The organism is Pseudomonas spelaei (assembly GCF_009724245.1).
Lineage (GTDB): Bacteria > Pseudomonadota > Gammaproteobacteria > Pseudomonadales > Pseudomonadaceae > Aquipseudomonas > Aquipseudomonas spelaei.
In genome coordinates this window covers 14,938-38,678 of the sequence record NZ_WNNK01000033.1, presented here as the reverse complement: position 1 = coordinate 38,678, position 23,741 = coordinate 14,938, and the positions used below count along the sequence as shown (strand labels likewise).

At 59.2% G+C, this 23,741-nt stretch carries 22 protein-coding genes; 11 read left to right on the top strand and 11 right to left on the bottom strand.

The window, feature by feature from the left end; genetic code table 11:
- Positions 1 to 240: 240 nt before the first annotated feature.
- Positions 241 to 882: a ribosome biogenesis GTP-binding protein YihA/YsxC gene (gene yihA / locus GNF76_RS26455; RefSeq protein ID WP_155586012.1), complete on the bottom strand. Its 642-nt coding sequence runs from the start codon at positions 880 to 882 to the stop codon at positions 241 to 243.
- A 192-nt stretch (positions 883 to 1,074) separates the two neighbouring features.
- Between yihA and GNF76_RS26450 the strand changes: the two genes are divergently transcribed.
- From GNF76_RS26450 to GNF76_RS26425, 6 genes are all read left to right on the top strand, one after another.
- Positions 1,075 to 1,377: a c-type cytochrome gene (locus GNF76_RS26450; protein WP_155586011.1), complete on the top strand. Its 303-nt coding sequence runs from the start codon at positions 1,075 to 1,077 to the stop codon at positions 1,375 to 1,377.
- A gap of 33 nt (positions 1,378 to 1,410) precedes the next feature.
- Complete coding sequence (locus GNF76_RS26445) at positions 1,411 to 2,016, top strand: c-type cytochrome (protein ID WP_155586010.1); 606 nt, start codon at positions 1,411 to 1,413, stop codon at positions 2,014 to 2,016.
- Between the two features lie 191 nt (positions 2,017 to 2,207).
- The gene (dsbA, locus tag GNF76_RS26440; RefSeq protein ID WP_155586009.1) at positions 2,208 to 2,843 is read left to right on the top strand and encodes a thiol:disulfide interchange protein DsbA; all 636 of its coding nucleotides are present in this window, start codon (positions 2,208 to 2,210) and stop codon (positions 2,841 to 2,843) included.
- Positions 2,844 to 2,853: 10 nt separating this feature from the next.
- Complete coding sequence (locus GNF76_RS26435; RefSeq protein ID WP_155586008.1) at positions 2,854 to 3,732, top strand: endonuclease/exonuclease/phosphatase family protein; 879 nt, start codon at positions 2,854 to 2,856, stop codon at positions 3,730 to 3,732.
- Positions 3,729 to 5,837: a GGDEF domain-containing protein gene (locus GNF76_RS26430; protein WP_155586007.1), complete on the top strand. Its 2,109-nt coding sequence runs from the start codon at positions 3,729 to 3,731 to the stop codon at positions 5,835 to 5,837. The genes GNF76_RS26435 and GNF76_RS26430 overlap by 4 nt, the downstream gene beginning before the upstream one ends.
- Before the next feature lie 100 nt (positions 5,838 to 5,937).
- Complete coding sequence (locus GNF76_RS26425; protein ID WP_155586006.1) at positions 5,938 to 6,714, top strand: N-acetylmuramoyl-L-alanine amidase; 777 nt, start codon at positions 5,938 to 5,940, stop codon at positions 6,712 to 6,714.
- 8 nt (positions 6,715 to 6,722) lie between these two features.
- Here GNF76_RS26425 and GNF76_RS26420 read toward each other — a convergent pair whose 3' ends face one another.
- Positions 6,723 to 8,510, bottom strand: coding sequence for a KinB sensor domain-containing domain (locus GNF76_RS26420; protein WP_155586005.1), 1,788 nt, complete (start codon positions 8,508 to 8,510; stop codon positions 6,723 to 6,725).
- 10 nt (positions 8,511 to 8,520) lie between these two features.
- On the bottom strand, positions 8,521 to 9,867 hold the full coding sequence (algB, locus tag GNF76_RS26415; RefSeq protein WP_155586004.1) for a sigma-54-dependent response regulator transcription factor AlgB: 1,347 nt from the start codon (positions 9,865 to 9,867) through the stop codon (positions 8,521 to 8,523).
- Positions 9,868 to 10,284: 417 nt separating this feature from the next.
- On the opposite strand from algB, the gene GNF76_RS26410 reads away from it, so the two are divergent.
- From GNF76_RS26410 to GNF76_RS26390, 5 genes are all read left to right on the top strand, one after another.
- Positions 10,285 to 10,569 (top strand): hypothetical protein, encoded by a 285-nt coding sequence (locus GNF76_RS26410; RefSeq protein ID WP_155586003.1) that lies wholly within the window; start codon positions 10,285 to 10,287, stop codon positions 10,567 to 10,569.
- A 79-nt stretch (positions 10,570 to 10,648) separates the two neighbouring features.
- Positions 10,649 to 10,813, top strand: coding sequence for a DUF1328 domain-containing protein (locus GNF76_RS26405; RefSeq protein WP_003170804.1), 165 nt, complete (start codon positions 10,649 to 10,651; stop codon positions 10,811 to 10,813).
- A gap of 2 nt (positions 10,814 to 10,815) precedes the next feature.
- Positions 10,816 to 11,283, top strand: a complete 468-nt coding sequence (locus GNF76_RS26400) for an inhibitor of vertebrate lysozyme family protein (RefSeq protein WP_155586002.1) — start codon at positions 10,816 to 10,818, stop codon at positions 11,281 to 11,283.
- Positions 11,284 to 11,982: 699 nt separating this feature from the next.
- On the top strand, positions 11,983 to 13,314 hold the full coding sequence (gene gltP / locus GNF76_RS26395) for a glutamate/aspartate:proton symporter GltP (RefSeq protein ID WP_155586001.1): 1,332 nt from the start codon (positions 11,983 to 11,985) through the stop codon (positions 13,312 to 13,314).
- Between the two features lie 103 nt (positions 13,315 to 13,417).
- Positions 13,418 to 14,647: a nucleoside recognition domain-containing protein gene (locus tag GNF76_RS26390; protein ID WP_155586000.1), complete on the top strand. Its 1,230-nt coding sequence runs from the start codon at positions 13,418 to 13,420 to the stop codon at positions 14,645 to 14,647.
- A gap of 92 nt (positions 14,648 to 14,739) precedes the next feature.
- Here the strand turns inward: GNF76_RS26390 and GNF76_RS26385 are convergent, their stop codons facing one another.
- The 8 genes from GNF76_RS26385 to GNF76_RS26350 form a co-directional block, all read right to left on the bottom strand.
- On the bottom strand, positions 14,740 to 15,351 hold the full coding sequence (locus GNF76_RS26385) for an ABC-type transport auxiliary lipoprotein family protein (protein WP_155585999.1): 612 nt from the start codon (positions 15,349 to 15,351) through the stop codon (positions 14,740 to 14,742).
- A complete protein-coding gene (locus GNF76_RS26380; protein ID WP_155585998.1) occupies positions 15,348 to 16,286 on the bottom strand; it encodes an MlaD family protein in 939 nt (312 codons plus the stop codon). Before GNF76_RS26380 ends, GNF76_RS26385 begins: the two co-directional genes overlap by 4 nt.
- A 1-nt stretch (position 16,287) precedes the next feature.
- A complete protein-coding gene (locus tag GNF76_RS26375; protein WP_178123600.1) occupies positions 16,288 to 17,091 on the bottom strand; it encodes an ABC transporter ATP-binding protein in 804 nt (267 codons plus the stop codon).
- Positions 17,088 to 18,236 carry an ABC transporter permease gene (locus tag GNF76_RS26370; RefSeq protein ID WP_155585997.1) on the bottom strand — a complete coding sequence of 383 codons (1,149 nt, stop codon included), beginning with the start codon at positions 18,234 to 18,236 and terminating at the stop codon, positions 17,088 to 17,090. The genes GNF76_RS26375 and GNF76_RS26370 overlap by 4 nt, the downstream gene beginning before the upstream one ends.
- Positions 18,237 to 18,291: 55 nt before the next feature.
- Positions 18,292 to 19,323, bottom strand: a complete 1,032-nt coding sequence (locus tag GNF76_RS26365; protein ID WP_155585996.1) for a DUF5924 family protein — start codon at positions 19,321 to 19,323, stop codon at positions 18,292 to 18,294.
- A 72-nt stretch (positions 19,324 to 19,395) separates the two neighbouring features.
- Positions 19,396 to 20,778: a M16 family metallopeptidase gene (locus tag GNF76_RS26360; RefSeq protein WP_155585995.1), complete on the bottom strand. Its 1,383-nt coding sequence runs from the start codon at positions 20,776 to 20,778 to the stop codon at positions 19,396 to 19,398.
- Between the two features lie 69 nt (positions 20,779 to 20,847).
- Positions 20,848 to 22,506 carry a Na/Pi cotransporter family protein gene (locus GNF76_RS26355; protein ID WP_155585994.1) on the bottom strand — a complete coding sequence of 553 codons (1,659 nt, stop codon included), beginning with the start codon at positions 22,504 to 22,506 and terminating at the stop codon, positions 20,848 to 20,850.
- A gap of 409 nt (positions 22,507 to 22,915) precedes the next feature.
- Positions 22,916 to 23,683 carry a TerC family protein gene (locus tag GNF76_RS26350; protein WP_155585993.1) on the bottom strand — a complete coding sequence of 256 codons (768 nt, stop codon included), beginning with the start codon at positions 23,681 to 23,683 and terminating at the stop codon, positions 22,916 to 22,918.
- Positions 23,684 to 23,741: the final 58 nt, after the last annotated feature.

Below are 23,741 nucleotides of genomic sequence, written 5' to 3'. Positions count from 1 at the left end.
ACGCTTGGCAGCACTTTGGACCGGAAATCGCCGAGCGTTATTTCCAATAGTTTTTTTGGCTTGCCGGAACTTAACCCGTGAAAGGTTACTCAGAGTTACTGAATGGGTGGTGAAGCCCTTCAATGCTCCTATGTTGTGTTAAGTGTTGGCAGATATCTGGACCACGCCCTAGCGGTCCGGAACTTGTACCCCGAACTTCCCTCCCCATACGAAGTCCGGGGTTTTTTTTGCCCCCAGGTTTTACTCCGCCACTTCGCCGCCCTTGTCCGCCAGCTCCATCCAGCCTGCCAGCACGGTGTAGGCCTCTTCCAGGCCCATGCGTTTTGGCGCCGAGAACAATTGGATGGTGATCGCGTCACCCCAGCCTTTACGAATTTCAGCCTGTACCTTGAGCAAGGTATTTTTCGCTGCGCCGTAGGTCAGCTTGTCGGCCTTGGTCAGCAGAATGTGCATCGGCATGCCGCTGGCAACGGCCCAGTCGAGCATCAGCAGGTCGAAGTCGGTCATTGGATGACGGATGTCCATCATCAGAATCAAACCCTTCAAACTCTCCCGGCCACCCAGATAGGCTTCCAGGTGACGCTGCCAGTGCAGCTTCAGCGGGATGGGTACTTTTGCATAACCGTAGCCCGGCAGGTCGACCAGACGCCGATCATCGTCTAGCTTGAAGAAGTTGAGCAGCTGTGTGCGCCCCGGCGTTTTCGAGGTGCGTGCCAGGCTGGCATGGGTCAGGGTGTTCAGCGCGCTGGATTTGCCGGCGTTGGAACGCCCGGCGAAGGCGACTTCAAAGCCTTCGTCATCGGGGCATTGGTCGACTTTGGCGGCGCTGAGCATGAAGGTGGACTGTTGGCACAGACCGAGGATGGGGTTCTTGAGTTGCATGAGATTTCCGATGTGGGCGGTGCCGGGAATAGGTGCGGCAAGCGGTGTCGTTTCCGTTTCAGTAGCGCCAGTATATAATGCCGCAGATTTTGTGTGTGCTTTGTCCCAGCGAAGGATGAAGTTCACGGGAGCGATAGACCTTTATTGCGCATTAGAACGCAAAACGCTCTCAAACCCTGAAAAGGTTGTTGCATGACCAAGTGGCTACTAGCTGTCGGTGTCCTGATGCCGCTTTACAGCGCTCAGGCTACACAGGATCCGGAAGCTGTGTACAACCGCGTTTGCGTGGCCTGCCATGCCGGACAACTGCCAACCGCCCCCAAACGGGGTGACCAGGCAGCTTGGGCACCGAGACTGGCCCAAGGCATGGATACGTTGGTGCAACACGTGACCCAGGGTTTCAAGGCGATGCCGCCGCGTGGTTTATGCATGGACTGCAGTACCGAGGATTACCAGGCCATCATTCAGTTGATGGTGAGTAAACCCGGTCCATAACTCTATAACCCTTAGCCGTAGTTGGATTAGCTGATGAACAAACTGATCGTGAGTCTGCTGTTGACCTTGGGCATCACCGGTGTTGCCCATGCTGCAGGCGACGCCACTGCTGGCCAGGCGAAAGCCGCCGTATGTGGTGCTTGCCATGGACCGGATGGCAACAGCCCGGCGCCAAACTTTCCCAAACTGGCGGGCCAGGGTGAGCGTTACCTGACCAAGCAGATGCACGACATCAAGGACGGCAAGCGTACGGTCCTGGAAATGACCGGCTTGCTGACCAACCTCAGCGATCAGGATCTGGCAGATATTGCGGCGTATTACGCCAGCCAGAAAGGCAGTGTGGGCGCAGCAGATCCAAAATTGGTGGCCCACGGCGAAGAGTTGTTTCGCGGCGGTAACCTGGAAAAAGGCATGCCTTCGTGCATCGGCTGCCACTCGCCTAATGGCGCTGGCCTTGCCGCAGCAGGCTTCCCGCACTTGAGTGGCCAGCATGCCCAGTACATCGGCAAGCAGTTGACCGACTTCCGCGAAGGTAACCGCACCAACGACGGCGATACCAAAATCATGCAGAGCATCGCGGGTAAACTGAGTAACAAGGACATCGAAGCGGTGTCCCAGTACATTCAGGGCCTGCACTAAGGCCGGGCGTTGCAGGGGATCACATCGCTTGCAACGTTAACGCTCGATTAATCTGTCGATGCAAGCATAAAAAGGGTGGCCTTGGCCGCCCTTTTTTGTGGCCGCTGCCGTTACACTAACGAACTCATGCCCGCGTAGACCTGTCTGAATAAAGGTCGCGCGAGGCGACTTTATTTGTCCAGGAGTAAAGCATGCGTAATCTGATCCTCAGCGCCGCTCTCGTCACCGTCAGCCTCTTCGGCATGACCGCACAAGCTGCCGACGTGCCGCTTGAAGCCGGTAAAACCTACGTTGAATTGGCCAATCCTGTACCGGTTTCCGTGCCGGGCAAGATCGAAGTCGTGGAGCTGTTCTGGTATGGCTGCCCGCATTGCTACGCGTTTGAACCGACCATCAACCCTTGGGCTGAAAAGCTGCCATCGGACGTGAATTTCAAACGCATTCCAGCCATGTTTGGTGGCCCTTGGGACGCCCATGGCCAGTTGTTCCTGACCCTGGAAGCCATGGGTGTGGAGCAAAAGGTCCACAACGCGGTATTCAATGCCATTCAGAAAGAAGGCAAGCGCCTGACCAAACCGGATGAAATGGCTGATTTCGTCGCCACCCAAGGTGTTGATAAAGACAAGTTCCTGGCGACGTACAACTCCTTCGCCATTCAGGGCCAGATCAAACAGGCCAAGGAGCTCGCCCAGAAATACGGCGTGCAAGGCGTTCCAACCATGATCGTCAACGGCAAGTACCGCTTTGACCTGGGCACCACCGGTGGTCCAGAGCAGACGCTGAACGTTGCCGACCAACTGATCGCCAAAGAGCGCGCAGCCAAGTAAGGGGCCCGTCATGCGCCGCTGGGGTACTGAACGTGTGGTTGGCCTGCATGACCCGCAGGTCAACGAGCACCATCTGGAATCCACGGGTCTGCCGGCAGACAGCCGGTTGCGCCTGCTGAGCTTCAATATCCAGGTGGGGATCAGTACCGAGAAGTACCGGCATTACCTGACCCGTGGCTGGCAGCATTTGCTGCCCCACAACGGGCGTGCCGGTAATCTGCAGAAAATTGGCGATCTATTGGGTGACTTCGACCTGGTAGCCTTGCAGGAAGTCGATGGTGGCAGCTTGCGTTCCGGCTACGTCAACCAGGTCGAACACCTGGCCCAGTTGGGCGCCTTTCCCTACTGGTATCAACAACTCAATCGCAACCTCGGCCGCCTGGCGCAGCACAGCAATGGTGTGCTCAGCCGCTTGAAGCCATGGGCGATCGAGGATCACCCGTTGCCGGGCCCCAAGGGCCGAGGGGCGATTCTCGTACGTTTCGGTGAAGGCCCCGAGGCGCTGGTGGTGGTGATGATGCACTTGGCGCTGGGGGCTCGAACCCGCACTATGCAACTGGCCTACATCCGAGAGTTGATTGGTGGTTACAAACACCAGGTGCTGATGGGTGACATGAACACCCATGCCAGCGACCTGCTGCAGAATTCCCCGTTGCGCGACCTTGGGTTGCTGGCTCCGCAAGTCGAGGCCACGTTTCCCAGTTGGCGTCCGCAACGCTGTCTCGACCATATCCTGCTAAGCCCGACCCTGACGCTCGAAAGCGTGCAGGTACTGGCGCAGCCCATCTCCGATCACCTGCCGGTCGCGGTGGAGATTCGTCTACCGGGTTCGCTCACGGCTGATGCATTACCCGCGTTGAGCCCCGGCCCTCGCGGATCCCTTGCATGAGCGACGACGCCCAGCGATGGAAAGAAAAATACCTGTTAAGCGTCGAGCAACAAGACAAGCTCGAACGTCGCTGGGCGGCCCGCCTCGACCTGCTGCGCCGGGGGCTGGTACGCAGCACCTTGGCGGCTGAAGGGACCGACCGGGCGGTTGATCAATGCATGAAGGAAATGCGCGATGTTGTCCGCTCGGACGACATGGACGCTGCCTTGGCCGCTTTGTTGCCGCGCTTGGAAAAGGCCGTGTTGGACTCCGAGCAGCGTCGGGAAACCCGGGTTGATCAGATCAGCACTGCGCTGACAGCGCTGGTGACGCAGTTACAGGCGTTGCCGTTGCCTCGTGAGGTCAGTCGCCCGCTGAAGACTTTTGCCAAGCAGTTGGACAGCCGGGTGGGCCAGGCGCGGGAGATCCCGTTGCTGCTCAGCGAGTTGAGCGGCCTTCAAGGGCAGGCATTGAATAGATTGGAGCCGGATGGGGAGCCCAGTCGCCCAGGCTTGTTACAGCGCTTGTTTGGCGCAAAAGATGGGACCGAAGCGCTGGAAGCTGAGCCAGCAGCTCCGTCGCGTCGTCCAGTGGAGGCGCCTGCTGCTGCGGTGAGCAAGACGACGAAGCCTGTGACTGTGCCAGAAGCACCCGTGCAGTCGGTGGAACTGACGCAAGCGCTACGGGCTTTTGCTCCGTTGTCAGAGGCTGCACCTGCACCCACTCCCACCAAAGCGCCTGCGCCTGAGGTTGAGCGCCCTGCGGTAATAGAGGCCGCTGAGGTCGCTGATGAAGCATTCGTGTTTCCCCCACCGGTAAGCATCGCGCCTCCTGCGCCAGTTATCGAAGCGCCGCCAGAAACCCTCGCGTCCCGAGAGCCCGAACAAGCCATCACCGAGACGGATGAACCGGTACCCGAAAGTGCTCTGGCCGTCATGGTCTCGGCGCCTGCGGTTCAGGTCTACACACCGGAGCTCACGACCATCGGTAGCCTGTCCTTGCCGCCGGTCTTGGTTGACGAGTCGGAAGACCTTGACCCTGAAGCATTGCAATACGCCTTGCCGGACTCTCCCGAGCCTTCCTACAGTTCGGTGGCCAAGCACATCGAAGACACCCTGCTCGGCCTGCTGGAAGACTTGTCCTTGCCCGAGCGCCACCGGCCCCAGGCAGAGGCCATGCGCGAGCGGCTGACCCATGGGCTGAACTGGTACGAGTTGCTGCCAATCCTCGACGATCTGGCCGTGTTGATGCTGGCGATTACCGACAGCGGCCAACACGAGTTCGAGGCGTACCTCAAGCAGCTCAATGGCCGACTTGAGGCGTTCCAGAGCAATTTGCAGGCGGCCAGCGATGGCCACGCGGACAGTCGCTCGGCAGCGCGGGAGCTGGATACGCAAATCCGCGAGCAGGTAGACGGCTTGCAAAGCAGTGTTCAAGACGCTGCCGACCTGGAAAGCCTCAAGCATGTACTGGAAAGCCACCTTGAAGGCTTGTTGGGCACCATGGATCAGCATCAGCAGCAACGTGATCAGCGCGAACAGGAAGCCGCCGCACGTTTGCAAGGGCTGGCGGAAAGGGTCGCCAACATGGAACAGGAAGCCCAGGGTTACCGCGAGCATCTTGAGGTGCAGCGCCAGAAAGCCTTGATTGATCCGCTCACAGGATTGCCCAATCGTGCAGCCTGGAGCGAGCGTCTGGAACATGAGGTCAATGCCTGGCATCAGCGTGGTAATAGCCTGTCGCTGGCCATGCTCGACCTGGATCACTTCAAGCGAATCAATGACGGCTACGGTCATTTGGCCGGCGACAAGGTGCTGAAAATCATCGCCAACGTATTACGCAAGCGTCTGCGATCGACGGATTTTATCGCGCGTTTTGGTGGTGAAGAGTTTGTCTTGCTGATGCCGGAGTCAGCCCTGGACGACGCGTTGGCGTTGGGTGAGACCCTGCGCGCGGCTATCGAAGCCTGTCCGTTTCACTTCAAGGGCGAGCCGGTGACGATCACCGTGTCCATGGGCATGGCGCAGTTTCAGCCGGGGGAGCGCAGTGAGCTGGCCCTCAAGCGCGCCGACGAGGCGCTGTATCGGGCCAAGTCAGCAGGGCGCAATCAGGTGCAGGCTGCCTGAAAAATGTTCCATTTTGTTTAAACGCCTGCATTTGGAGGCTGGGTAGCAAACGGTACGTTACACTGTTGCATTATCGTCTTTAAGCGTACTGTCTTCTGCCATGAAATTTCTATGTTCTGCTCTTCTGTTTCTGATGCTCGCCGGTTGCGCGAGTGGCCCTCGCCTGGATACCAGCCACCCATCGGTAAACCACGACAACCGCGTGCAGTTTGTCATCGTGCACTACACCTCCGCTTCCCTTGAGCGATCACTGGCATTGTTGACCCATGGTCAGGTCAGCAGTCATTACCTGATCGGTGATAATGCGTCCGCCACCATCTATAAGCTGGTGGATGAAAGTCAGCGCGCCTGGCATGCCGGGGAAAGTGAATGGATGGGGCGCACCTGGCTCAACTCCAGTTCCATCGGGATCGAGATCGTTAACCCTGGATATCGTGATACGCCGACGGGTCGTGTCTGGTACCCCTATTCTGAAGCGCAGGTTCAGTCGCTGGTGGTTTTGCTCAAGGACATCAGCAAGCGTAACAAGATCGACCCGCGAAACATCATTGGCCACAGCGACATCGCTCCGCTGCGCAAACTGGACCCGGGACCGATGTTCCCCTGGAAGCGCCTGGCTGATGAGGGGCTTGGTATCTGGCCGGACGCCCAGGCAGTCGCGCGCTATAAGGCGCAATACGTGAACCAGCTACCCAGCATTACCTGGTTCCAGGAGGAGTTGGCGCGCTTGGGTTACCCGACGCCGCAGACAGGTCAGCTAGACGTGGCGACGCGCCATGTGCTGGCCGCGTTCCAGATGCACTTCCGGGCATCGCTGTTCGACGGGACGCCTGATGCCGAGAGCGCAGCGATCTTGCGGGCGTTGAATCAGTCTTAGCAAAAAGCCTATAGCGGCAGGGCCATATAAAACTGTGTTCCCTGCCCTGGCCGCGAATAGACCCCCATGCGCCCGCCGTGCAATTGCACGATCTCTTTGCACAGCGCCAGACCCAGTCCGGCGCCGCCTTTCTTGCGGCCCACCTGGACGAAGGGTTCGAAGATTCGTCCCTGTTGGCCATAGGCGATGCCTTCGCCGTTGTCCTCAACGCTGACGATCACCCGTTCCCCGTGACGACGTGCTTGCAGATGGATTTGTCCACCGTCGACGGTATGACGCAGGGCATTGCCCAACAGATTGTCGAGGACGCGCTCCAGCTGCGCCTGATCCGCATGCAGTCTCGGCACCTGGGATTGCACCTCCACCAGCAGTTCGATGTTTTGCGCATTCGCCTGTTCGGCGAAACGCGCTCGGGCCTGCTCAAGCAGGTCGGTAATATCGCAGGGTGCCAGGGTGAGCTTCTGCAAGCCGTTCTGGTAGCGCGAGAAGTTGAGCAAGTCGTTGATCAGTTGCATCAGGCGCTGCATTTCTTCATTGACCGTGCTCAACAGGTCGGCTTCGCGAGACTCCGGAGGAAACTTTGCCCGCTCCTGGAACAGGCCGAACGCCATGTGCATGCCGGTGACTGGTGTACGTAGCTCGTGGGAGGCGCGCAATACAAATTCGCTGCGCACCCGCTCGAAGGCGCGTTGTTCGGTGACGTCGTGCAGCACCATCACCGCCCCTAGGATATGCCCTTGGGTATGGCTGACTGGCGTCAGGCTGTAGGTCAGCAGGCGCAATTCGCCTTCGACTTCCACTTCCAGGTCCTCGGGCGCCCGCTCCAGATTGCCGCCGCGCAGAACCAGATGCAGCTGTTCATCCAGCTCAGGGCGATCCAGCGCCTCGCCCAAGCCTTGGCCCAGGCGATGTTCGTCCCAGCCCAACTGGCGTTGGGCTACTGGGTTAAGGTGTTCCAGCCGCCCCTGGCGGTCGATCATCAGCAAGCCATCATCGATGCTGTCGAGTACCGCCTGCAGGCGTTGCTGCCCTGCGAGCAGCTCATCGACATTGGTTGCCTGATGCTGGCGCAAGGCTTCGGCCATGATGCCGAAGCGGCGGGTCAGCAGGTTCATCTCTGCGGCGGAGGAAATAGGCAGCGTCACCTCAAAGTTGCCCTGGCCGATTTTATCGGCCGCCTTGGCCAGTGCTTCGATTGGCCCGCCAAAGCGCCGGGCAATACCGTGGGCCGTGACAAAGCCAATGATCAGCACCGCGATGCCGACCAGCCCCAGCAGGCCGGCAATCAGCAGGGCGCGTTCCCGTGACTTGTGCTCGGTGTCGTTGATGTTTTCCAGAGCATCCTTGTGCTCGGCGATCAGGCCGTTGCGCAATACGTTGAAGGTGTCGGTGAGCTTGTCGTTGTTGCCCAGCGCCGGTGAGGCTTGATGGGCCTCGTCGAATGCCTTCAGGAAGTTCAGGTAATCAGTGCGCGCCTGGGTGAACCCGCCGCTCTTCCCGTCACTCTGCTCGTGGGCGATCCCTTGGTCCAGCAGGTCGAAATATTGCTGTTTTGAAGCTTGCAGCGCCGCCTGATCCGGATGCTCGTTTAGCATCATGATCAATTGATCGCCCAAGGTCTGACGCAGTTTGAGCCCCAGGTCCAGGGTGATGAAGTTGCTGCGGATCAGCGATTCCTGGGCCTTGGCCATTTGCATGACGCTCACCAAGCCCAGCAACAATCCCAGCAGGGCAACTGTGATCAGCGCTGAAATACTCAAAAACAGCCGAGTGCGCAGTTTCATCGCAAGCTTCATAGGGTGTAGCTCACAGGTTGTATTGTTTGCGTTTGCGGTACAGCGTCGACGCGTCAATGCCGAGGGTTCTGGCCGCTTGGTCAAGGGTATCGCTGGTGGCCAGGACTGCGCCGATATGGGCTTTCTCCAGTTCGTCCAGGCTCAATGCCGCACCGATGCGGGGTGCGTTGTTGGTTGGCTGCTCGGCCATTCCGAGATGGCTGAGCTCAACCCTCTCTTGAGCGCAGATGATGCTGGCTCGCTCCACTACGTTACGCAACTCGCGGATATTGCCCGGCCAGCGGTAGCTGAGCAGCGCTTCCCGGGCCTCATCGCTGAAGCCGCGGGCCGGCCGGGCATATTCCTTGACGAAGCGCGCAAGGAATCGGTCGGCAAGCGTGAGGATGTCTTCGCTGCGCTCGCGCAAAGGAGGCAAGTGCAAGGTGATGACGTTCAAGCGATACAGCAAGTCTTCGCGGAAACGTCCGTCACGGACCATGTCTTCCAGGTTCAGGTTAGTGGCTGCCAGGATTCGCACGTCGGCGCGGCGAGTGACCGGGTCACCGACTCGCTCGTACTCCTTGTCCTGGATAAACCGCAGCAGTTTTGGCTGCAGCGTGAGGGGAAAGTCGCCGATCTCATCGAGAAACAGCGTACCGCCATCGGCCTGGTTAACCCGGCCCAGTGTGCTTTCACTGGCACCGGTAAAGGCACCGCGGCTGTGACCGAAGAGTTCGCTTTCCATCAGCTCCGCCGTCAGGGACGGGCAGTTGATGGTGACGCAGGATTTCTTCGACCGTTTGCTCCAGCCATGGATGGCCCGGGCCAGTTCACCCTTACCGGTGCCGGACTCGCCGAGGATCAGGATATTAGCGTCGGTACCGGCCACCTGGCGCGCGGTCTCCAGCACCACCATCATTGCGGGGCTGTGGGAGTCGAGGCCGTCCTTGGGTTGGCGCACTTCACCTTCCAGTGCTTCCAGGCGGGCCGAAAGCTGGCGTACTTCCAGCTGTTTGGCGGTGGCCAGGCGCAACTGGTCCGGGCTGCAAGGCTTGACCAGATAATCGGCAGCGCCCGCTTGAATGGCGTCGACGGCTGTGTCGACGGCCGAATGGGCGGTAACAATCACCACACGCATCCAGGGCGCCTGGATGCGCATTTGTGCCAACACATCCAGACCGTTGTCTTCTCCCAGACGCAGGTCCAGGAAGCACAAGTCGAACACTTGGCGTTGCAGCAAGGCATCGGCCTGGGCGGCGCTGTTGGCTGTCGCTACGGTGTAGCCTTCATCTTCCAGGCAGTAGCGGAAGGTGCGAAGGATCGCAGACTCGTCATCCACTAAAAGAATGCGGCCTTGAAGCTCCTTGGCTGATTCCATCTGTCCCACGCTCCCCTAAAAAATGAATGATCTTGTTTAGTCCCGGAATAATCGGGCAAGTTGCATGGTTTATTCTGATTGATTAAATGCCCCACTGCTCCGCTATCTGCGATTGCTCCTTGTAGGGAGCCGATTGAGAGCGTTCAAGCATCCCTGTGCCCTTTCGGCATTCCAGGCACCGTTTCCTATCCTTTGATCCGACCACTGACCATCGTGCATTTCGCACGGTATGGAAAGGGGCATCGTGCAGGATGCTCGCAAGATGAAAATCGGATAGATCATAACACTATGATTTTGTTGATTTTTATCTCATTAAAAAACTGGCACGCGGACTGCAATAGTCTCTCTACAAGCGTCGCTGGGCACTGAAACAGCCTACGAGCCGAGACGAATAATCAGAATGCGGAGAGATTCAGGATGACTCGCCAAAGCCTCAGCCAATTGCATGTATCGCCGCTGCACTTTCAGCAAGGCCTGTTTGCCAGCCTGGCATTGATGGTGACCTTGATCGGTGGTCAGCAGTTACCGCATTGGAAGCAGAGTCAGCAGCCTGTTCCGCAGTTCGAGCGGCCGATGACGACTCAGACCCATTTCCGTTCTGTTGGCAGCGCCGCCGCCGACGTCACAGCCCCGCAACTGATGGCGGTTGATCAAGGCTCGCCCTTGGATGACCTGCCTTATCAAGAGCGTTGGGTGTTCTAGGCACGAAGCGGTTGCTCGAGTTGAGCAGCCTGTAAGGCTGTACCGCTGTTACCTCTAAAGAAGCGAAAGGAGAATCACCATGTTGAGTTGGGCAATCACATTTCTGATCATCGCCATTGTGGCTGCAGTCCTGGGCTTCGGTGGTATCGCGGGCACCGCCACGGGTATCGCCAAGATTCTATTTGTGGTCTTCCTGGTGATGTTCATCGCTTCCTTCTTCTTTGGTCGTCGTGGTCGAGGCTGAATATGTTCAATTCGTCCTTTAAGGCGATAGCTGCCGCTCTGTTATTGGGCGGCAGCGGCCTGGTCGTGGCGGCCAATGACGGTCAGTCCAGGGCTAACGAACTGCTGAGTGCAGACCCGCAATACCGCGAAACCTGGCAAGGTGTGGTCAAGAAGGAGGAGCGTCTGCCTGAGTGGGTGATGAACCTCTCGGGTTCTGCCGAGCAAATGAATGCCGTGACCGAAGACGGCAATCAGTATTTGGTAGGACCGCTCTGTGAAACCGAGCAGACCTGTTTGAACAAGCGCCTGATTGTTGCGGTCAGTTTCGACAAGAAGCACGCCTACGGGATGTTAGTGGAAGTGCCAGCTGGCCTGCCGGCAGATAAATCCCCGACGCGGCATGCCGAATACCGTTTCCTTGGTAAGCCGAATGAAGGTATGCAAGGGTTGCTTAAAGAGCAGCTGAAGAAAGATCCGAATTGGTATTAGGTTCCGTCTGACGGGCCTGGCATACATAGAAGGAAGCCCACCGCTTCTTTCTGTTTGTACCGCTCTATAAAGGCGGTGCATGACCAGGGGGCCGGGTTGCTCTGATCAGGTTCGATCGGCGTGACCTACGGGCACAGCGAGTGCCTGCGCAAGGGCCGGGTCAGGAGAAAAGCTGCGACGCAAGTTCTCAGGCCAGACGGTGTGTTGAACTTGCGGCGGGCTTTTCGCTCTCATGCTGCCCGTAGCTGAAAATTTCCATTTAGCTTCATTCCAACCATTTCTTCGTGTTTCCGCGCGACCATCTATCGAGAAAGTTTGCCTTCCGCCAGAGGACTTTTCTGATGGTATGCATAGGAATTTTCACGAGTTTTTATCGCCCGGTATAAATTTCCCAAAAACCCTGAGCGAGCCTGAAATGGCTGGTTCACGGCACATATGACTGCCGAAATGTCGTATTTGAACTGACCGTTCGGACAAAAAACTTCAAAAAACCTCATGCCGATTCGGCATAGGGTAGGCGTTTACGGCATTAGACGTCGCCCCCTTGCATCGGAATAGTTGCGCCTTTTTTCGCCTGCCAGTGAGCCATGTCGGTTGACTTGCGGTGACCTTCTACGGGGGCCGATGCACACACTTTTTCGCTCTCGAGCGTTCCAGCTGGCGCATCTGCCTGAGTCCACTTGAAGTAAGGGTAATGACATGAAGAAGGCAAAGCTAAGCCTCGCCTGGCAGATCCTCATCGGTCTGGTGCTGGGGATTGCAATCGGTGCGGTGCTTAACCATTTCAGTGCTGAAAAGGCCTGGTGGATCAGCAACGTCTTGCAGCCCGCCGGCGATATCTTTATCCGCCTGATCAAGATGATTGTTATCCCGATCGTGATTTCGTCGCTGATTGTCGGAATCGCGGGTGTCGGTGATGCGAAAAAGCTCGGTCGGATCGGTGTAAAAACCATCCTTTACTTCGAAGTCGTCACCACTATCGCCATCGTGGTCGGTTTGTTGTTGGCCAACCTGTTCCACCCCGGTGCCGGTATCGACATGAGTACCTTGGGTACCGTCGATATTTCCAAGTACCAGGCGACCGCCGCCGAGGTTCAGCATGAACATGCGTTCATCGAGACCATCCTCAACCTGATCCCGTCGAACATCTTTGCCGCCGTCGCTCGTGGCGACATGCTGCCGATTATCTTCTTCTCCGTGCTGTTCGGACTTGGCTTGTCGAGCCTCAAGCCCGAACTGCGCGAGCCTCTGGTCACAATGTTCCAGGGCGTGTCCGAGAGCATGTTCAAAGTCACCCACATGATCATGAAGTACGCCCCGATTGGTGTATTCGCGCTGATCGCGGTGACCGTCGCCAACTTCGGCTTCGCCTCCTTGCTGCCGCTGGCCAAGTTGGTGATTCTGGTTTACGTCGCCATCCTGTTCTTCGCCTTTGCGGTTCTGGGCTTGATCGCTCGCCTGTTTGGCTTCTCGATCATCAAGCTGATGCGCATCTTCAAGGATGAGCTGGTTCTGGCCTACTCCACTGCCAGCTCCGAAACCGTGTTGCCGCGCGTGATCGAGAAGATGGAAGCCTACGGCGCGCCGAAGGCTATCTGTAGCTTCGTGGTGCCTACCGGCTACTCGTTCAACCTTGACGGTTCGACCCTGTATCAGAGCATCGCTGCGATCTTTATCGCGCAGTTGTATGGCATCGATCTGTCGATTGGCCAGCAACTGATGCTGGTGCTGACCCTGATGGTTACCTCCAAAGGCATCGCCGGCGTTCCGGGTGTGTCCTTCGTGGTGCTGCTGGCGACCTTGGGCAGCGTGGGCATTCCGCTGGAAGGCCTGGCCTTCATCGCCGGTGTCGACCGCATCATGGACATGGCTCGTACCGCCCTGAACGTGATCGGCAACGCCCTGGCGGTGCTGGTCATCTCGCGCTGGGAAGGCATGTACGATGATGCCAAGGGCGAGCGCTACTGGAACTCCCTGCCACACTGGCGCACCAAGCAAGTGCTGCCAGCCGGCGAGACCACTCGCGGCTGATAACGCGATGCCTGCGTGACCTGAACAAACCCCGGGAAATCCGGGGTTTGTCGTTTCTGCCAGCCCCGCTATCATTCGCCCCATCTTTCGGGGGATTTAACTGATGCTCAATGGCCTGTGGCTTGGCTTCTTTGTCGTGGCAATGGTGTCAGCACTGGCGCAATGGCTGATTGGCGGTAACGCCGGGATCTTTGCGGCGATGGTGGAAAGCATTTTCGCCATGGCCAAGTTGTCGGTGGAAGTGATGGTGCTGTTGTTTGGCACCCTGACTTTATGGCTGGGCTTTCTGCGTATCGCCGAGAAAGCCGGGATCGTCGACTGGCTGGCCAAGGCCCTGGGTCCGTTGTTTCGTCGCCTGATGCCGGAAGTACCTGCCGGCCACCCGGCCATCGGCTTGATCACCCTGAACTTTGCCGCCAACGGCCTGGGCCTGGACAACGCCGCCACGCCTATCGGCCTCAAAGCCATGAAGGCGCTGCAAGAGCTCAACCCCATTCCCAACACCGCCAGCAATGCACAAATCCTGTTCCTGGTGCTTAACGCGTCCTCACTGACCTTGCTGCCGGTGACCATCTTCATGTATCGCGCCCAGCAAGGCGCGGCTGATCCGACGCTGGTATTCCTGCCGATCCTGCTGGCCACCAGCGCCTCGACCCTGGTGGGCCTGTTATCGGTGGCCGTCATGCAGCGTCTGCGGCTGTGGGATCCGGTGGTGCTGGCCTATTTGATTCCGGGTGCATTGGTGCTGGGTGGTTTCATGGCGTTGCTGGCGACGCTGTCGGCCACGGCCCTGGCTGGCTTGTCATCGATCCTCGGTAACCTGACGCTGTTTGGCCTGATCATGTTGTTTCTGGTGATCGGTGCGCTGCGCAAGGTGAAGGTCTACGAAGCGTTCGTCGAAGGTGCCAAAGAAGGTTTCGACGTTGCAAAGAACCTGCTGCCTTATCTGGTGGCGATGCTCTGTGCGGTGGGTGTGTTGCGGGCTTCCGGCGCGCTGGACTTTGGCCTGGAAGGGATTCGCCATGTGGTGGCCTGGACCGGCATGGACACTCGCTTCGTCGATGCGTTGCCGACGGCAATGGTCAAGCCGTTCTCGGGCAGTGCGGCGCGGGCGATGCTGATTGAGACCATGCAGACCCAGGGCGTGGATAGCTTCCCGGCGTTGGTGGCGGCTACGATTCAGGGCAGTACCGAGACCACGTTCTATGTGTTGGCGGTGTACTTTGGGTCGGTGGGCATTCAGCGGGCGCGGCACGCGGTTGGGTGTGCGTTGTTGGCGGAGTTTGCCGGTGTCGTGGCGGCTATTGCCGTCTGCTATTGGTTCTTCGGTTAAGGCTTAAATTGCTATCGCAGGCAAGCCAGCTCCCACATTTGAATGTGTTCACAAATCAAAATGTGGGAGCGGGCTTGCTCGCGAAAGGGCCCTCAGCGTTTCGGCGCTGTATTGCCCTGCCCCACCACCCAATCCACCACCTGTTTGTTCAGTGCATCCCCAGCCTGACCAAATCCCACAACCACCGCCGGGACTTTGGTATCACTCACGGGCTGGCGCACTTCAAACCGCCGGCTGGCAATAATCCGCTGATCACCGACCCGCACCAGTCGTGCATCGAAACGAATCACCACCTCGACCGCCCCACCCCGGTACTCACTCTGGAAGGCCTGCAACTGCCCGCCCAGCTCAAAGTCGGCCTGCAAGTTAGTCTCGTCGGTACTGAGCAGCGTCACTCGCCCATCCCGCTGGAACCCGTCCAGCAGACGATTACGCAACAGCACCGGCGCCGGATCGCTCCAGCGTGAATGGGCATAGCTGCTGATCAAGTCGCCCTGAGGCACCACGGCAATGCGTGGGCTGTCGAGGAATTCGCTGCTCTGCGGCTTGGCCAGGCGCAACGACCAGGACACGGGCGAGCCATGGGCGGTGACCTGGGCCGAAGGCAAGCGGTAGACGTCCGATGGGTCGGCCTTGGGCAAGATCGAGCAGGCGCTGACCAAGGCCAGGGCGACAGGGGCGATGACGCGGTAAGCACGCTTCATGGCGTGAACTCCTTGTTCTTGTCGCTGCCCAGCAGATAACCGCTGGGGTTAGCCTCCAGGCGCCGGGAAATGGCCCGCAGCGAACCCAGGGTATCGCGCAGTTCGCGCACGGCCGGGGCCAGTTCGTTGAGGCCCTGCATGCCGCTGTTCAGGGAGTCCTTGTTGTCGGTCAGCAAGGCATTGATGGTCGCGGTGCTTTGTTCCAGGGACTGCATGGCCTGTTCGGCGCTGCCGAACACTTGCTTGCCCTGCTCGCTGAGCAGGCCGTTGGCGTTACGCATCAGGGCGGTGGTCTGCTCCAGCGTGGCACTGGCCTGCTTGCTGACCTGCATCAGTTGCTGCATGACAACCTTGATGTCGCCGCGCTGATCGGCAATCGCCCCGGTGGTTTGTTGCAGGTTGTCCAGGGTCTTGCTGAGCCGGTCGACGTTGTCCCGGGAGAACATGCGGTTGGCGTTGTGCAACAGCAGGTTGATGCTGGTCATCAGGTCGTTGCTGTTATTCAACAGGCGCGCAATTGGCGATGGCGAGGCGATGATTTGCGGCAGCTCGCCATCCTTGCCCTTGAGTTCCGGGCTTTGTGGCGTGCCGCCGCTGAGCTGGATGATCGAGGTACCGGTGATACCGGTCAGTGCCAACTTGGCCTGGGTGTCTTCCTTGATCGGTGTTTGCCCGGTCAGGCGGATGCGTGCCAGTACCCGACGCGGGTCCTTGGGGTCCAGGCGCAGGCTGGTGACATCACCGACCTTGATCCCGCTGTACTGCACCGAGCTGCCCTGGGACAGGCCGCTGACCGCCTCGTTGAAGATCACTTCGTAATCCTGGAAGGCGCTGTCGACGCTGGACTTGGCCAGCCACAGGCCGAACAGCATCGCGCCGACCACCACCAGCACGCTGAACAGGCCGATCATCACATGATGGGCTCGGGTTTCCATGTCATACCTCGTTGAGCTGTTTAGCGGCATCCAATGCCGCGCGGCCGCGTGGGCCATGGAAGTACTCGTGAATCCAGGCGTCGTCCGTTTCCGAGACGACATCGATGGGACCTGCCACCAGCACTTTTTTCTGCGCCAGCACCGCCACTCGGTCGGTGATGGTGTACAGCGTGTCGAGGTCATGGGTGACCAGGAACACACTCAGGCCCAACGCATCGCGCAGGGTCAGGATCAATTGGTCAAATTGCGCTGCGCCAATCGGGTCCAACCCGGCGGTCGGTTCATCGAGAAACAGGATGTCCGGGTCCAGCGCCAGTGCTCGCGCCAGTGCTGCGCGCTTGATCATCCCGCCGGAGAGTGAGGCCGGGTACTTGTCGGCGGCCGAGAGTGGCAAGCCGGCCAAGGCCAGCTTCACTGCCGCCAGGTGCTCGGCGTCGGGACGGCTGAGGCCGGCATGTTCGATCAGTGGCAAGGCGACGTTTTCGGTGACTGTCAGCGAGGAAAACAATGCGCCCTTCTGGAACAGCACGCCGAAGCGCCGTTCCACCAACGACCGCTCGTGCTCCGAAAGACTGGGCAGGTTTTGCCCAAACACCCGCACCTCGCCTTCGCTGGGCCGGCGCAGGCCGATGATGCTGCGCAACAGCACCGACTTGCCGCTGCCGGACCCGCCGACCACGGCCAGGATCTCACCCTTGTATAAATCCAGGTCGAGGTTCTCGTGGACGCTCTGGGCACCGAAACGGTTGCACAGGCCACGGACTTCGATCACCGCCTCGGCAGGCACACGGGTTGCGCGACTCACCAGCCCATCTCCATGAAGAATAAAGCCGCGACCGCATCGAGCACGATCACCACGAAAATCGACTGCACCACGCTGGAGGTGGTATGAGCACCCACCGACTCGGCACTGCCGCTGACCTTGAAGCCTTCCAGGCAACCAATGGCGGCAATCAGAAAGGCAAAGATCGGCGCCTTGACCATGCCCACCAGGAAGTGTTGAACGCCAATGTCCGATTGCAGCAGCGAGAGGAACATCGCCGGTGAAATATCCAGGGCCACGGCGCAGACCACGCCACCACCGATAATCCCCGAGAGCATGGCCAGGAACGTCAGCATCGGCAGCGCCACCAGCAGCGCCAGTACTCTGGGCAGCACCAGCAGTTCCATTGGGTCCAGGCCCAGGGTGCGGATAGCGTCGATTTCTTCGTTGGCCTTCATCGAGCCGATTTGTGCGGTGAAGGCACTGGCGGTACGGCCGGCCATCAGGATCGCGGTGAGCAATACCCCGAACTCCCGCAGGAACGAGAACGCCACCAGGTCCACGGTGAAAATGCTCGCGCCGAAACTGGCCAGCACCGTGGCCCCGAGAAATGCCACCACGGCGCCCACCAGAAAGGTCAGCAAGGCAACAATGGGCGCGGCGTCGAGGCCGGTTTGTTCGATATGGGCAACCATCGGCGTCAGGCGCCAGCGTTTGGGCCGGAATACGCCGCGGGCGAAGGTTTCCAGGATCAGGCCGATAAAACCCAGCAGTTTCATTGCGTCTTGCCAGACGGTATCCACCGCCCGGCCGATGCGTGCCAGCACTTGAATGCCGGCGGCTTCTTCAGGCTCTTTGATGGGTACGCAGAAATCGTTCAAGGAGCGGTAGACGGTTTTGAGTAGCGCCCGATCAGCGATGGAAAGGCTGCAGTCGGTGTGTTCGGCCGATTGCTCGAGGCGCTCGGGGCCGAGCAATTCCACCAGCAGCGAAGCGCCAGCAGTGTCCAAGGCACCCAAGCCGTTCAGGTCGATGTGAGTGCTGGCGTCATATTGGCCATCGAGGGTTTCGGACAGTTTCTTCAGGTTGCTGTAGTGGGCCAGGGTCCAATCCCCCGTAACCCTGAGCTGCGCAGGGTGGGCGGAGGTGTCCAAATGGGCGTTACCGGCGGTTGTGCTGCTAGTCATAAGCTCCGAGCTTGTTTGGCAACTACACAGTTCCTACGTAATAGCACGATCCAGACTACTTTGGCGCGTCTGTCGTCGTCGCGTCAGTCACCTTGAAGCGCAGCACGCCGATCACTTGCCCATCTTCGGTCAGCACCTGTACTTGCCAGCGCCCTACTGCGTCGGGTGGGAAGTTTTGCTTGTGGGTCCAGGCTCGATAGCCTTCCTTGCGCCCACCGTGGATATCCAAGGCAATGCGGTCAACCTCCGTGCCGTTGAATTTCCAGACGTGGTAGATCCGCTCATCCAGGCCGCGCGGCGCATTGATCGCGGTGTACGCATACAGGCCGCTGCTGCGCAGTTGGCTGGCGCTGACTTCTTTTAGATCGTCACCAGGGGTACGGTCCTGCAATTGGGTGCTGATGGCCACTTCGGTCATCCACAGGGTCGCGGGCGGGACCCAACTGCGCAGGAACCAGCCGGCGCAACCGATCGCGGCGGTCACGGCCAGCAACATCACCCAACCGCGTACGCTACGCAGGGGCAAGCTCACGGCCAGGCTCGGAATCGACAACGCCATCGCCACCCCGAGCGCCAACTTGTAACTTTGGGCGGTGGTCAGGTGCAGGATGATCGGCAACGCAGTGAGCAGGGCCGCAAACAGAGTCAACGTGTGCAGGGCCAGAAACAGTGAGCGCTTGGGCGCCAGCCATTTGTAATACAGCGGGTCGGTGATCGAGACCAGCGCCGCCGCCCCCAACAGGCCTGTGAAAACCGATTGGCCGCTGTTCCAGGCGGTGGTGACGAAGAAGAACGGCAGGACAAAAAACAGGCTTTCCTGGTGAATCATCTGCGTGGCGTAACGCAGCAACGGCTCGGGGATTTCCCGCTTGAAGACTTTGCTGAACAGCTGGGTGAAGCTGTTCTCCAGCATCAGCCATAACCAGCTCACCAGCATGATGATTGCAATCCAACTGGCCATGCCCTGCTGGCGATCCACCAGAATGAAGCTGCCCACACCCGAGATAAAACCGCCGAGCGCAATCACCCCTGGGTAGCGCTTTATCAGTTCCAGGATGCGCTGGATGTAATGGGTCAGGGTCGGCATTCGGCGGTTCACAGTCTTTGTAGGAAAAAATCCCAGACAGAATAACGTCTTAGCCGTTTTATCGGGGCCTCATTACGCAATCCCTTTGCGATAACGGCGGATGCCGAGTAACACAAGCGTAATCAGCACTAGCATGCCGCCTGCGATCCAGCTCAGGGCGTCGTAAGTGAACAAGGGTTTCTCGATGCGCCAGTAGCCGGGCTGCTTGAAGACTTGGCGCATGGCCTGGTTGGTTTGCTCAAGGCTAACGGCCTTGATGCGCTTGACCGGATCGCTGAAGTGCCCGTCGACGTAGTCGCCCGAGGCGCTCCAGTAATAGTCGGCCAGCGCACTGTTGCCTTGCACCGCCCAAGCCTGGCGAGCGATAGCGGCCTGTTGCAGGCGGGCGAACGTGGCCGGGTCGAGGCCGTCTTTGAGCAATTGAGCCCTGAGCGTTTGCAGTACCTGTTCGGCCTCGGGCAGGTTTTCCCGATCAAGGTCGGCATTGAGGCTCAGGAAACCGACACCGCCCAGCACCTCCCGCTCGCTCCAGGGGCCGTAGGACAAACTGTGTTCGAGCCGTAGCTGACGATACAGCGCCCAATCCAGGTAGTCCTTGAGCAGGTCGTAGGTTTCATCGTGCTGGTCATCCAGTACCGGCTCGGGGAACAGCCAGTGCAGCTTGGCACCGTCACCGACCCAGCCGTGAATCAGATCGCGACGTGTGGCGGCCGCGTGTTGGATTTCCGGGAGGGGCCGATGCTCGGTGGGGTCAACCGGATCAAGCTGGCCATAGGTGCGCTCCAGATAGGCCGGGAGCAGTTTGTCGAGGTCGCCAACCATGATCAGGGTCATGTTGTTGGGGGCGTACCAATCCTGGCGCAGCTTTTCCAGTTGGGTGCGGGTCAGGTGGTCAACGTCGGCACGCTCGGCACATTTGAGGCCCAGTTCCACTGCCAACTGGTTGCTGGCGCTGTGGCCCAGGTCCTGACGATCCAGCAGGCGTTGCAAGTGTGAATAGTGGCCGCCGTCTTCGCGCTCTACGACTTGCTTGGCGGCGGTGACTGCCGCATCGGTCAACTCGGTGCGGGTCAGGATTGCCAGCAGCAGGTCCAGCACCTTGCGCTGGTTCTGTGCGGGGGCTTCGATGACGAAGGTGGTGTCGGCATTGCTGGTGTAGGCGTTCCATTCTCCACCCAAGGCTTGCATTCGCTCTTCCAGGGCGCCTTCGCCGCCACCGTCGATGCCGCTGAACAACAGGTGTTCCAGCAGGTGCGGCAGTTCCTTGTCCTGGCAACCGAAGTCATCCAGGCCCACCCCCACCGCCAGGCGAATGGCAACATGCCCGCGCTCGGTGCCCGGTTTGAGTAGCAGTTGCAGGCCGTTGGGCAGCGTATAGCCTTCGACCTGCAGGCGATCAAAGGCAAAAGAGTGTGCCGAGCCCATCAGCAGGCAGGCGAGTAGCAGGCGACGCATAAGCAGGTTCCCTGGCAGAGAGTGTGTTTCTCCCGTCAGCTATAACTGACTTCTGTGTCTGCCGGACGTTCAGGGCGAATGTGTGATGTCGGCAATATTGTCTGCGCCCAGCGCTCCGGTTTCGGAGGTTTCCAGCACCACATAGGCGCTGCTGCAAAACAGCGAGTTCAGACGTTTCATGTCGGCAATCAGCTCCAGGTGCAGGGAACTGGTCTCCAGGCTTTGTACAATCTTGCGCTGCAAACGGCTGACGTGGGCATGGGCCAGGCGCCGCTCCTGGGCGCGGAAGCGGCGTTTTTCCCGCAGCAGTTGCCGGGCACTTTCCGGGTCGGCACTGAGGAACACCGAGAGGCCCAGGCGCAAGTTGGCGATCAGTTGGCTTTGCAGGCCGGCCAGTTCTTCCAGGCCGACTTCGGAGAAAGAGCGGCGTTGGGAAGTCTTTTGCTGCTGGACCTTGCGCAGCATGCGTTCGATCAGGTCGCCGGCCAGTTTCAGGTTGATCGACAGTTCGATGATCTCGGCCCAGCGGCGGCTATCTTGCTCGCTGAGGTCTTCGCGAGGCATTTGTGCGAGGTAAAGTTTGATGGCGCTGTAGAGCGCCTCGACGTCGTCGCTCAAGCTGCGTATTTCCTGGGTGATGGCGGTCTGTTTGCCCCGTAGCACCTCCAGCATTGCGGTGAGCATGTTGTCGATCAGGTCCCCCAGGCGCAGGGTTTCGCGGGCCGCATTGGCCAGCGCCAGGCTCGGGGTGGCCAGTGCTGTTAGATCCAGATGACGCGGCTTGGCCAGGCCGTTGACCTCTTCACGCTCCGGCAGTAGCCAGGCGCACAGGCGGGCCATCGGGCCGATAGTGGGCAACAGGATCAGGCAGCGGGTGACGTTATAGAGCAGGTGGAAGGAGATCACCATGCCTTGGGGGCTGTAGTCGAGGCTGTCCATCCACTTCACCAGCGGATCGAGGACCGGGATGATCAGCAGTAAGCCGATCAGCTTGTACAGCAAGCTGCCCAGGGCCACCTGGCGACCGGCGGCGTTCTGCATGCTGGTGCTGAGAAAGGCCAGTACACCGCTGCCGATGTTGGCACCGATCACCAGGCCGATGGCCACGTGCAGGCCGATCACACCGGCGCCGGCCAGGGTGGCGGTCAGCAGGACAGCGGCCAGGCTGGAGTAGGAAATCATTGCGAACAGCGCGCCGATCAAGGCGTCGAGCAAGATATCGCCGGTCAGTGAGGCGAACAGGACTTTGACGCCCTGTGCATGGGTAATGGGGCCGGCGGCTTCGACGATCAATTGCAGCGCGAGGATGATCAGGCCCAGGCCAATACCGACGCGCCCCATCTGCCCGGCGCGGGTCTGTTTGCGCGACAGGAAGAAAATCACCCCAAGAAAAATCAGCAGCGGCGACAGCCAGGATAAGTCTAACGTCAGCACCCGGGCCATCAGCGCGGTTCCGACGTCGGCACCCAGCATGGTTGCCAGGGCGGGCATCAGCCCCATCAGGCCCTGGCCGACAAAGGAGGTCACCAGCATCGCCGTGGCGTTGCTGCTTTGCACCATGGCCGTCACGAGGATGCCGGCGATAAACGCCAGCCAGCGCTTGGACATGTTCTGCCCGATGACTTGGCGCAAGTTGGAGCCGTAAACCCGCAGGATGCCGGTCCGGACAATGTGCGTGCCCCAGATCAACAGAGTCACGGCGGAAAGCAGATTGAGCAGGGTCAGCATGCTCGGCCCCCTGTATTGAGTCGTGCCCCATCGGGGCAAGTAATAGTGCCGCGTGCTGTTCTACGTCTTGTACTTAAGCTGTAGTTGGCGAATGGGCTCTGCGCCAGCATCGCATAGCTAAAGACGGGATTGAAACAAAACTGTCATGAAATCAGCTTTTTGCAGATGAAAAAAAGGGGCTCGAGAGCCTAATGCTGGTCAGTTAAGTGAACGCAATGCTCAAGGCAGAGAAGAACAAATGTGGGAGCTGGCTTGCCTGCGATTGGATCAACTCGGTATACCTGAAGTATCGAGGTGTCTGCATCGCAGGCAAGCCAGCTCCCACACTGAATCTGCTTCGGTTGCTGGATCTCCATTCCTTAACTGAACGGCATTAGGCTCGAGAGCCCCTTTCAGCAGCGGGTCAAGCTTATTGGCCCGGAATGTCCTTGCGCAGTTTCACAGGGTCCTGCTGTTTCTTCTTTTTCGCGATGGCGGTGCGCATCTTGATGTTCACCGCTTCCACCGCCAGGGAGAAAGCCATGGCGAAGTAGACGTAGCCTTTTGGCACGTGCACGTCGAAGGCTTCAGCGATCAGCACGGTACCCACCACCAGCAGGAACGACAGCGCCAGCATCTTCAGCGACGGGTGTTTGTCGATGAATTCGCTGATGGTGCCCGCAGCCAGCATCATCACCAGTACGGCGACGACGATTGCGGCCACCATCACCGGAACGTGGGACACCATGCCGACGGCGGTGATGACCGAGTCCAGGGAGAACACGATGTCGATGATCGCGATCTGGATGATGGTGTAGATGAATTTGCCACCGGCGCCTTTCGGCTCGTCTTGGGTTTCGTCTTCACCTTCCAGGGCGTGATACATCTCCTGGGAGCTTTTCCACAGCAGGAACAGGCCACCGAAGAACAGAATCATGTCGCGACCGGAAATGCCCTGGCCAAAGACCACGAACAGATCGGCGGTCAATTGCATGACCCAGGTAATCGACAGCAGCAACAGGATTCGCGTGATCATGGCCAGGGCCAGGCCGAAAATCCGGGTACGCGCCTGCATATGCTTGGGCATGCGGCTGACCAGGATCGAAATCATGATGATGTTATCGATGCCCAGGACGATCTCGAGGGCCGTCAGGGTGAAGAAGGCAATCCAGATTTCCGGATTGGTCAGCCATTCCATGTGTATTCCTTTGAGCAAGTGTTAAACCGCGCCAGCTGAAGCGCCGCGCGGTGAGTCG

What these genes read in the sequence shown, in the direction of transcription:
- yihA (WP_155586012.1), bottom strand. Translation starts at nt 882, where the DNA reads ATGCAACTCAAGAACCCCATCCTCGGTCTGTGCCAACAGTCCACCTTC.
- GNF76_RS26450 (WP_155586011.1), top strand. Translation starts at nt 1,075, where the DNA reads ATGACCAAGTGGCTACTAGCTGTCGGTGTCCTGATGCCGCTTTACAGC.
- GNF76_RS26445 (WP_155586010.1), top strand. Translation starts at nt 1,411, where the DNA reads ATGAACAAACTGATCGTGAGTCTGCTGTTGACCTTGGGCATCACCGGT.
- dsbA (WP_155586009.1), top strand. Translation starts at nt 2,208, where the DNA reads ATGCGTAATCTGATCCTCAGCGCCGCTCTCGTCACCGTCAGCCTCTTC.
- GNF76_RS26435 (WP_155586008.1), top strand. Translation starts at nt 2,854, where the DNA reads ATGCGCCGCTGGGGTACTGAACGTGTGGTTGGCCTGCATGACCCGCAG.
- GNF76_RS26430 (WP_155586007.1), top strand. Translation starts at nt 3,729, where the DNA reads ATGAGCGACGACGCCCAGCGATGGAAAGAAAAATACCTGTTAAGCGTC.
- GNF76_RS26425 (WP_155586006.1), top strand. Translation starts at nt 5,938, where the DNA reads ATGAAATTTCTATGTTCTGCTCTTCTGTTTCTGATGCTCGCCGGTTGC.
- GNF76_RS26420 (WP_155586005.1), bottom strand. Translation starts at nt 8,510, where the DNA reads ATGAAGCTTGCGATGAAACTGCGCACTCGGCTGTTTTTGAGTATTTCA.
- algB (WP_155586004.1), bottom strand. Translation starts at nt 9,867, where the DNA reads ATGGAATCAGCCAAGGAGCTTCAAGGCCGCATTCTTTTAGTGGATGAC.
- GNF76_RS26410 (WP_155586003.1), top strand. Translation starts at nt 10,285, where the DNA reads ATGACTCGCCAAAGCCTCAGCCAATTGCATGTATCGCCGCTGCACTTT.
- GNF76_RS26405 (WP_003170804.1), top strand. Translation starts at nt 10,649, where the DNA reads ATGTTGAGTTGGGCAATCACATTTCTGATCATCGCCATTGTGGCTGCA.
- GNF76_RS26400 (WP_155586002.1), top strand. Translation starts at nt 10,816, where the DNA reads ATGTTCAATTCGTCCTTTAAGGCGATAGCTGCCGCTCTGTTATTGGGC.
- gltP (WP_155586001.1), top strand. Translation starts at nt 11,983, where the DNA reads ATGAAGAAGGCAAAGCTAAGCCTCGCCTGGCAGATCCTCATCGGTCTG.
- GNF76_RS26390 (WP_155586000.1), top strand. Translation starts at nt 13,418, where the DNA reads ATGCTCAATGGCCTGTGGCTTGGCTTCTTTGTCGTGGCAATGGTGTCA.
- GNF76_RS26385 (WP_155585999.1), bottom strand. Translation starts at nt 15,351, where the DNA reads ATGAAGCGTGCTTACCGCGTCATCGCCCCTGTCGCCCTGGCCTTGGTC.
- GNF76_RS26380 (WP_155585998.1), bottom strand. Translation starts at nt 16,286, where the DNA reads ATGGAAACCCGAGCCCATCATGTGATGATCGGCCTGTTCAGCGTGCTG.
- GNF76_RS26370 (WP_155585997.1), bottom strand. Translation starts at nt 18,236, where the DNA reads ATGACTAGCAGCACAACCGCCGGTAACGCCCATTTGGACACCTCCGCC.
- GNF76_RS26365 (WP_155585996.1), bottom strand. Translation starts at nt 19,323, where the DNA reads ATGCCGACCCTGACCCATTACATCCAGCGCATCCTGGAACTGATAAAG.
- GNF76_RS26360 (WP_155585995.1), bottom strand. Translation starts at nt 20,778, where the DNA reads ATGCGTCGCCTGCTACTCGCCTGCCTGCTGATGGGCTCGGCACACTCT.
- GNF76_RS26355 (WP_155585994.1), bottom strand. Translation starts at nt 22,506, where the DNA reads ATGCTGACCCTGCTCAATCTGCTTTCCGCCGTGACTCTGTTGATCTGG.
- GNF76_RS26350 (WP_155585993.1), bottom strand. Translation starts at nt 23,683, where the DNA reads ATGGAATGGCTGACCAATCCGGAAATCTGGATTGCCTTCTTCACCCTG.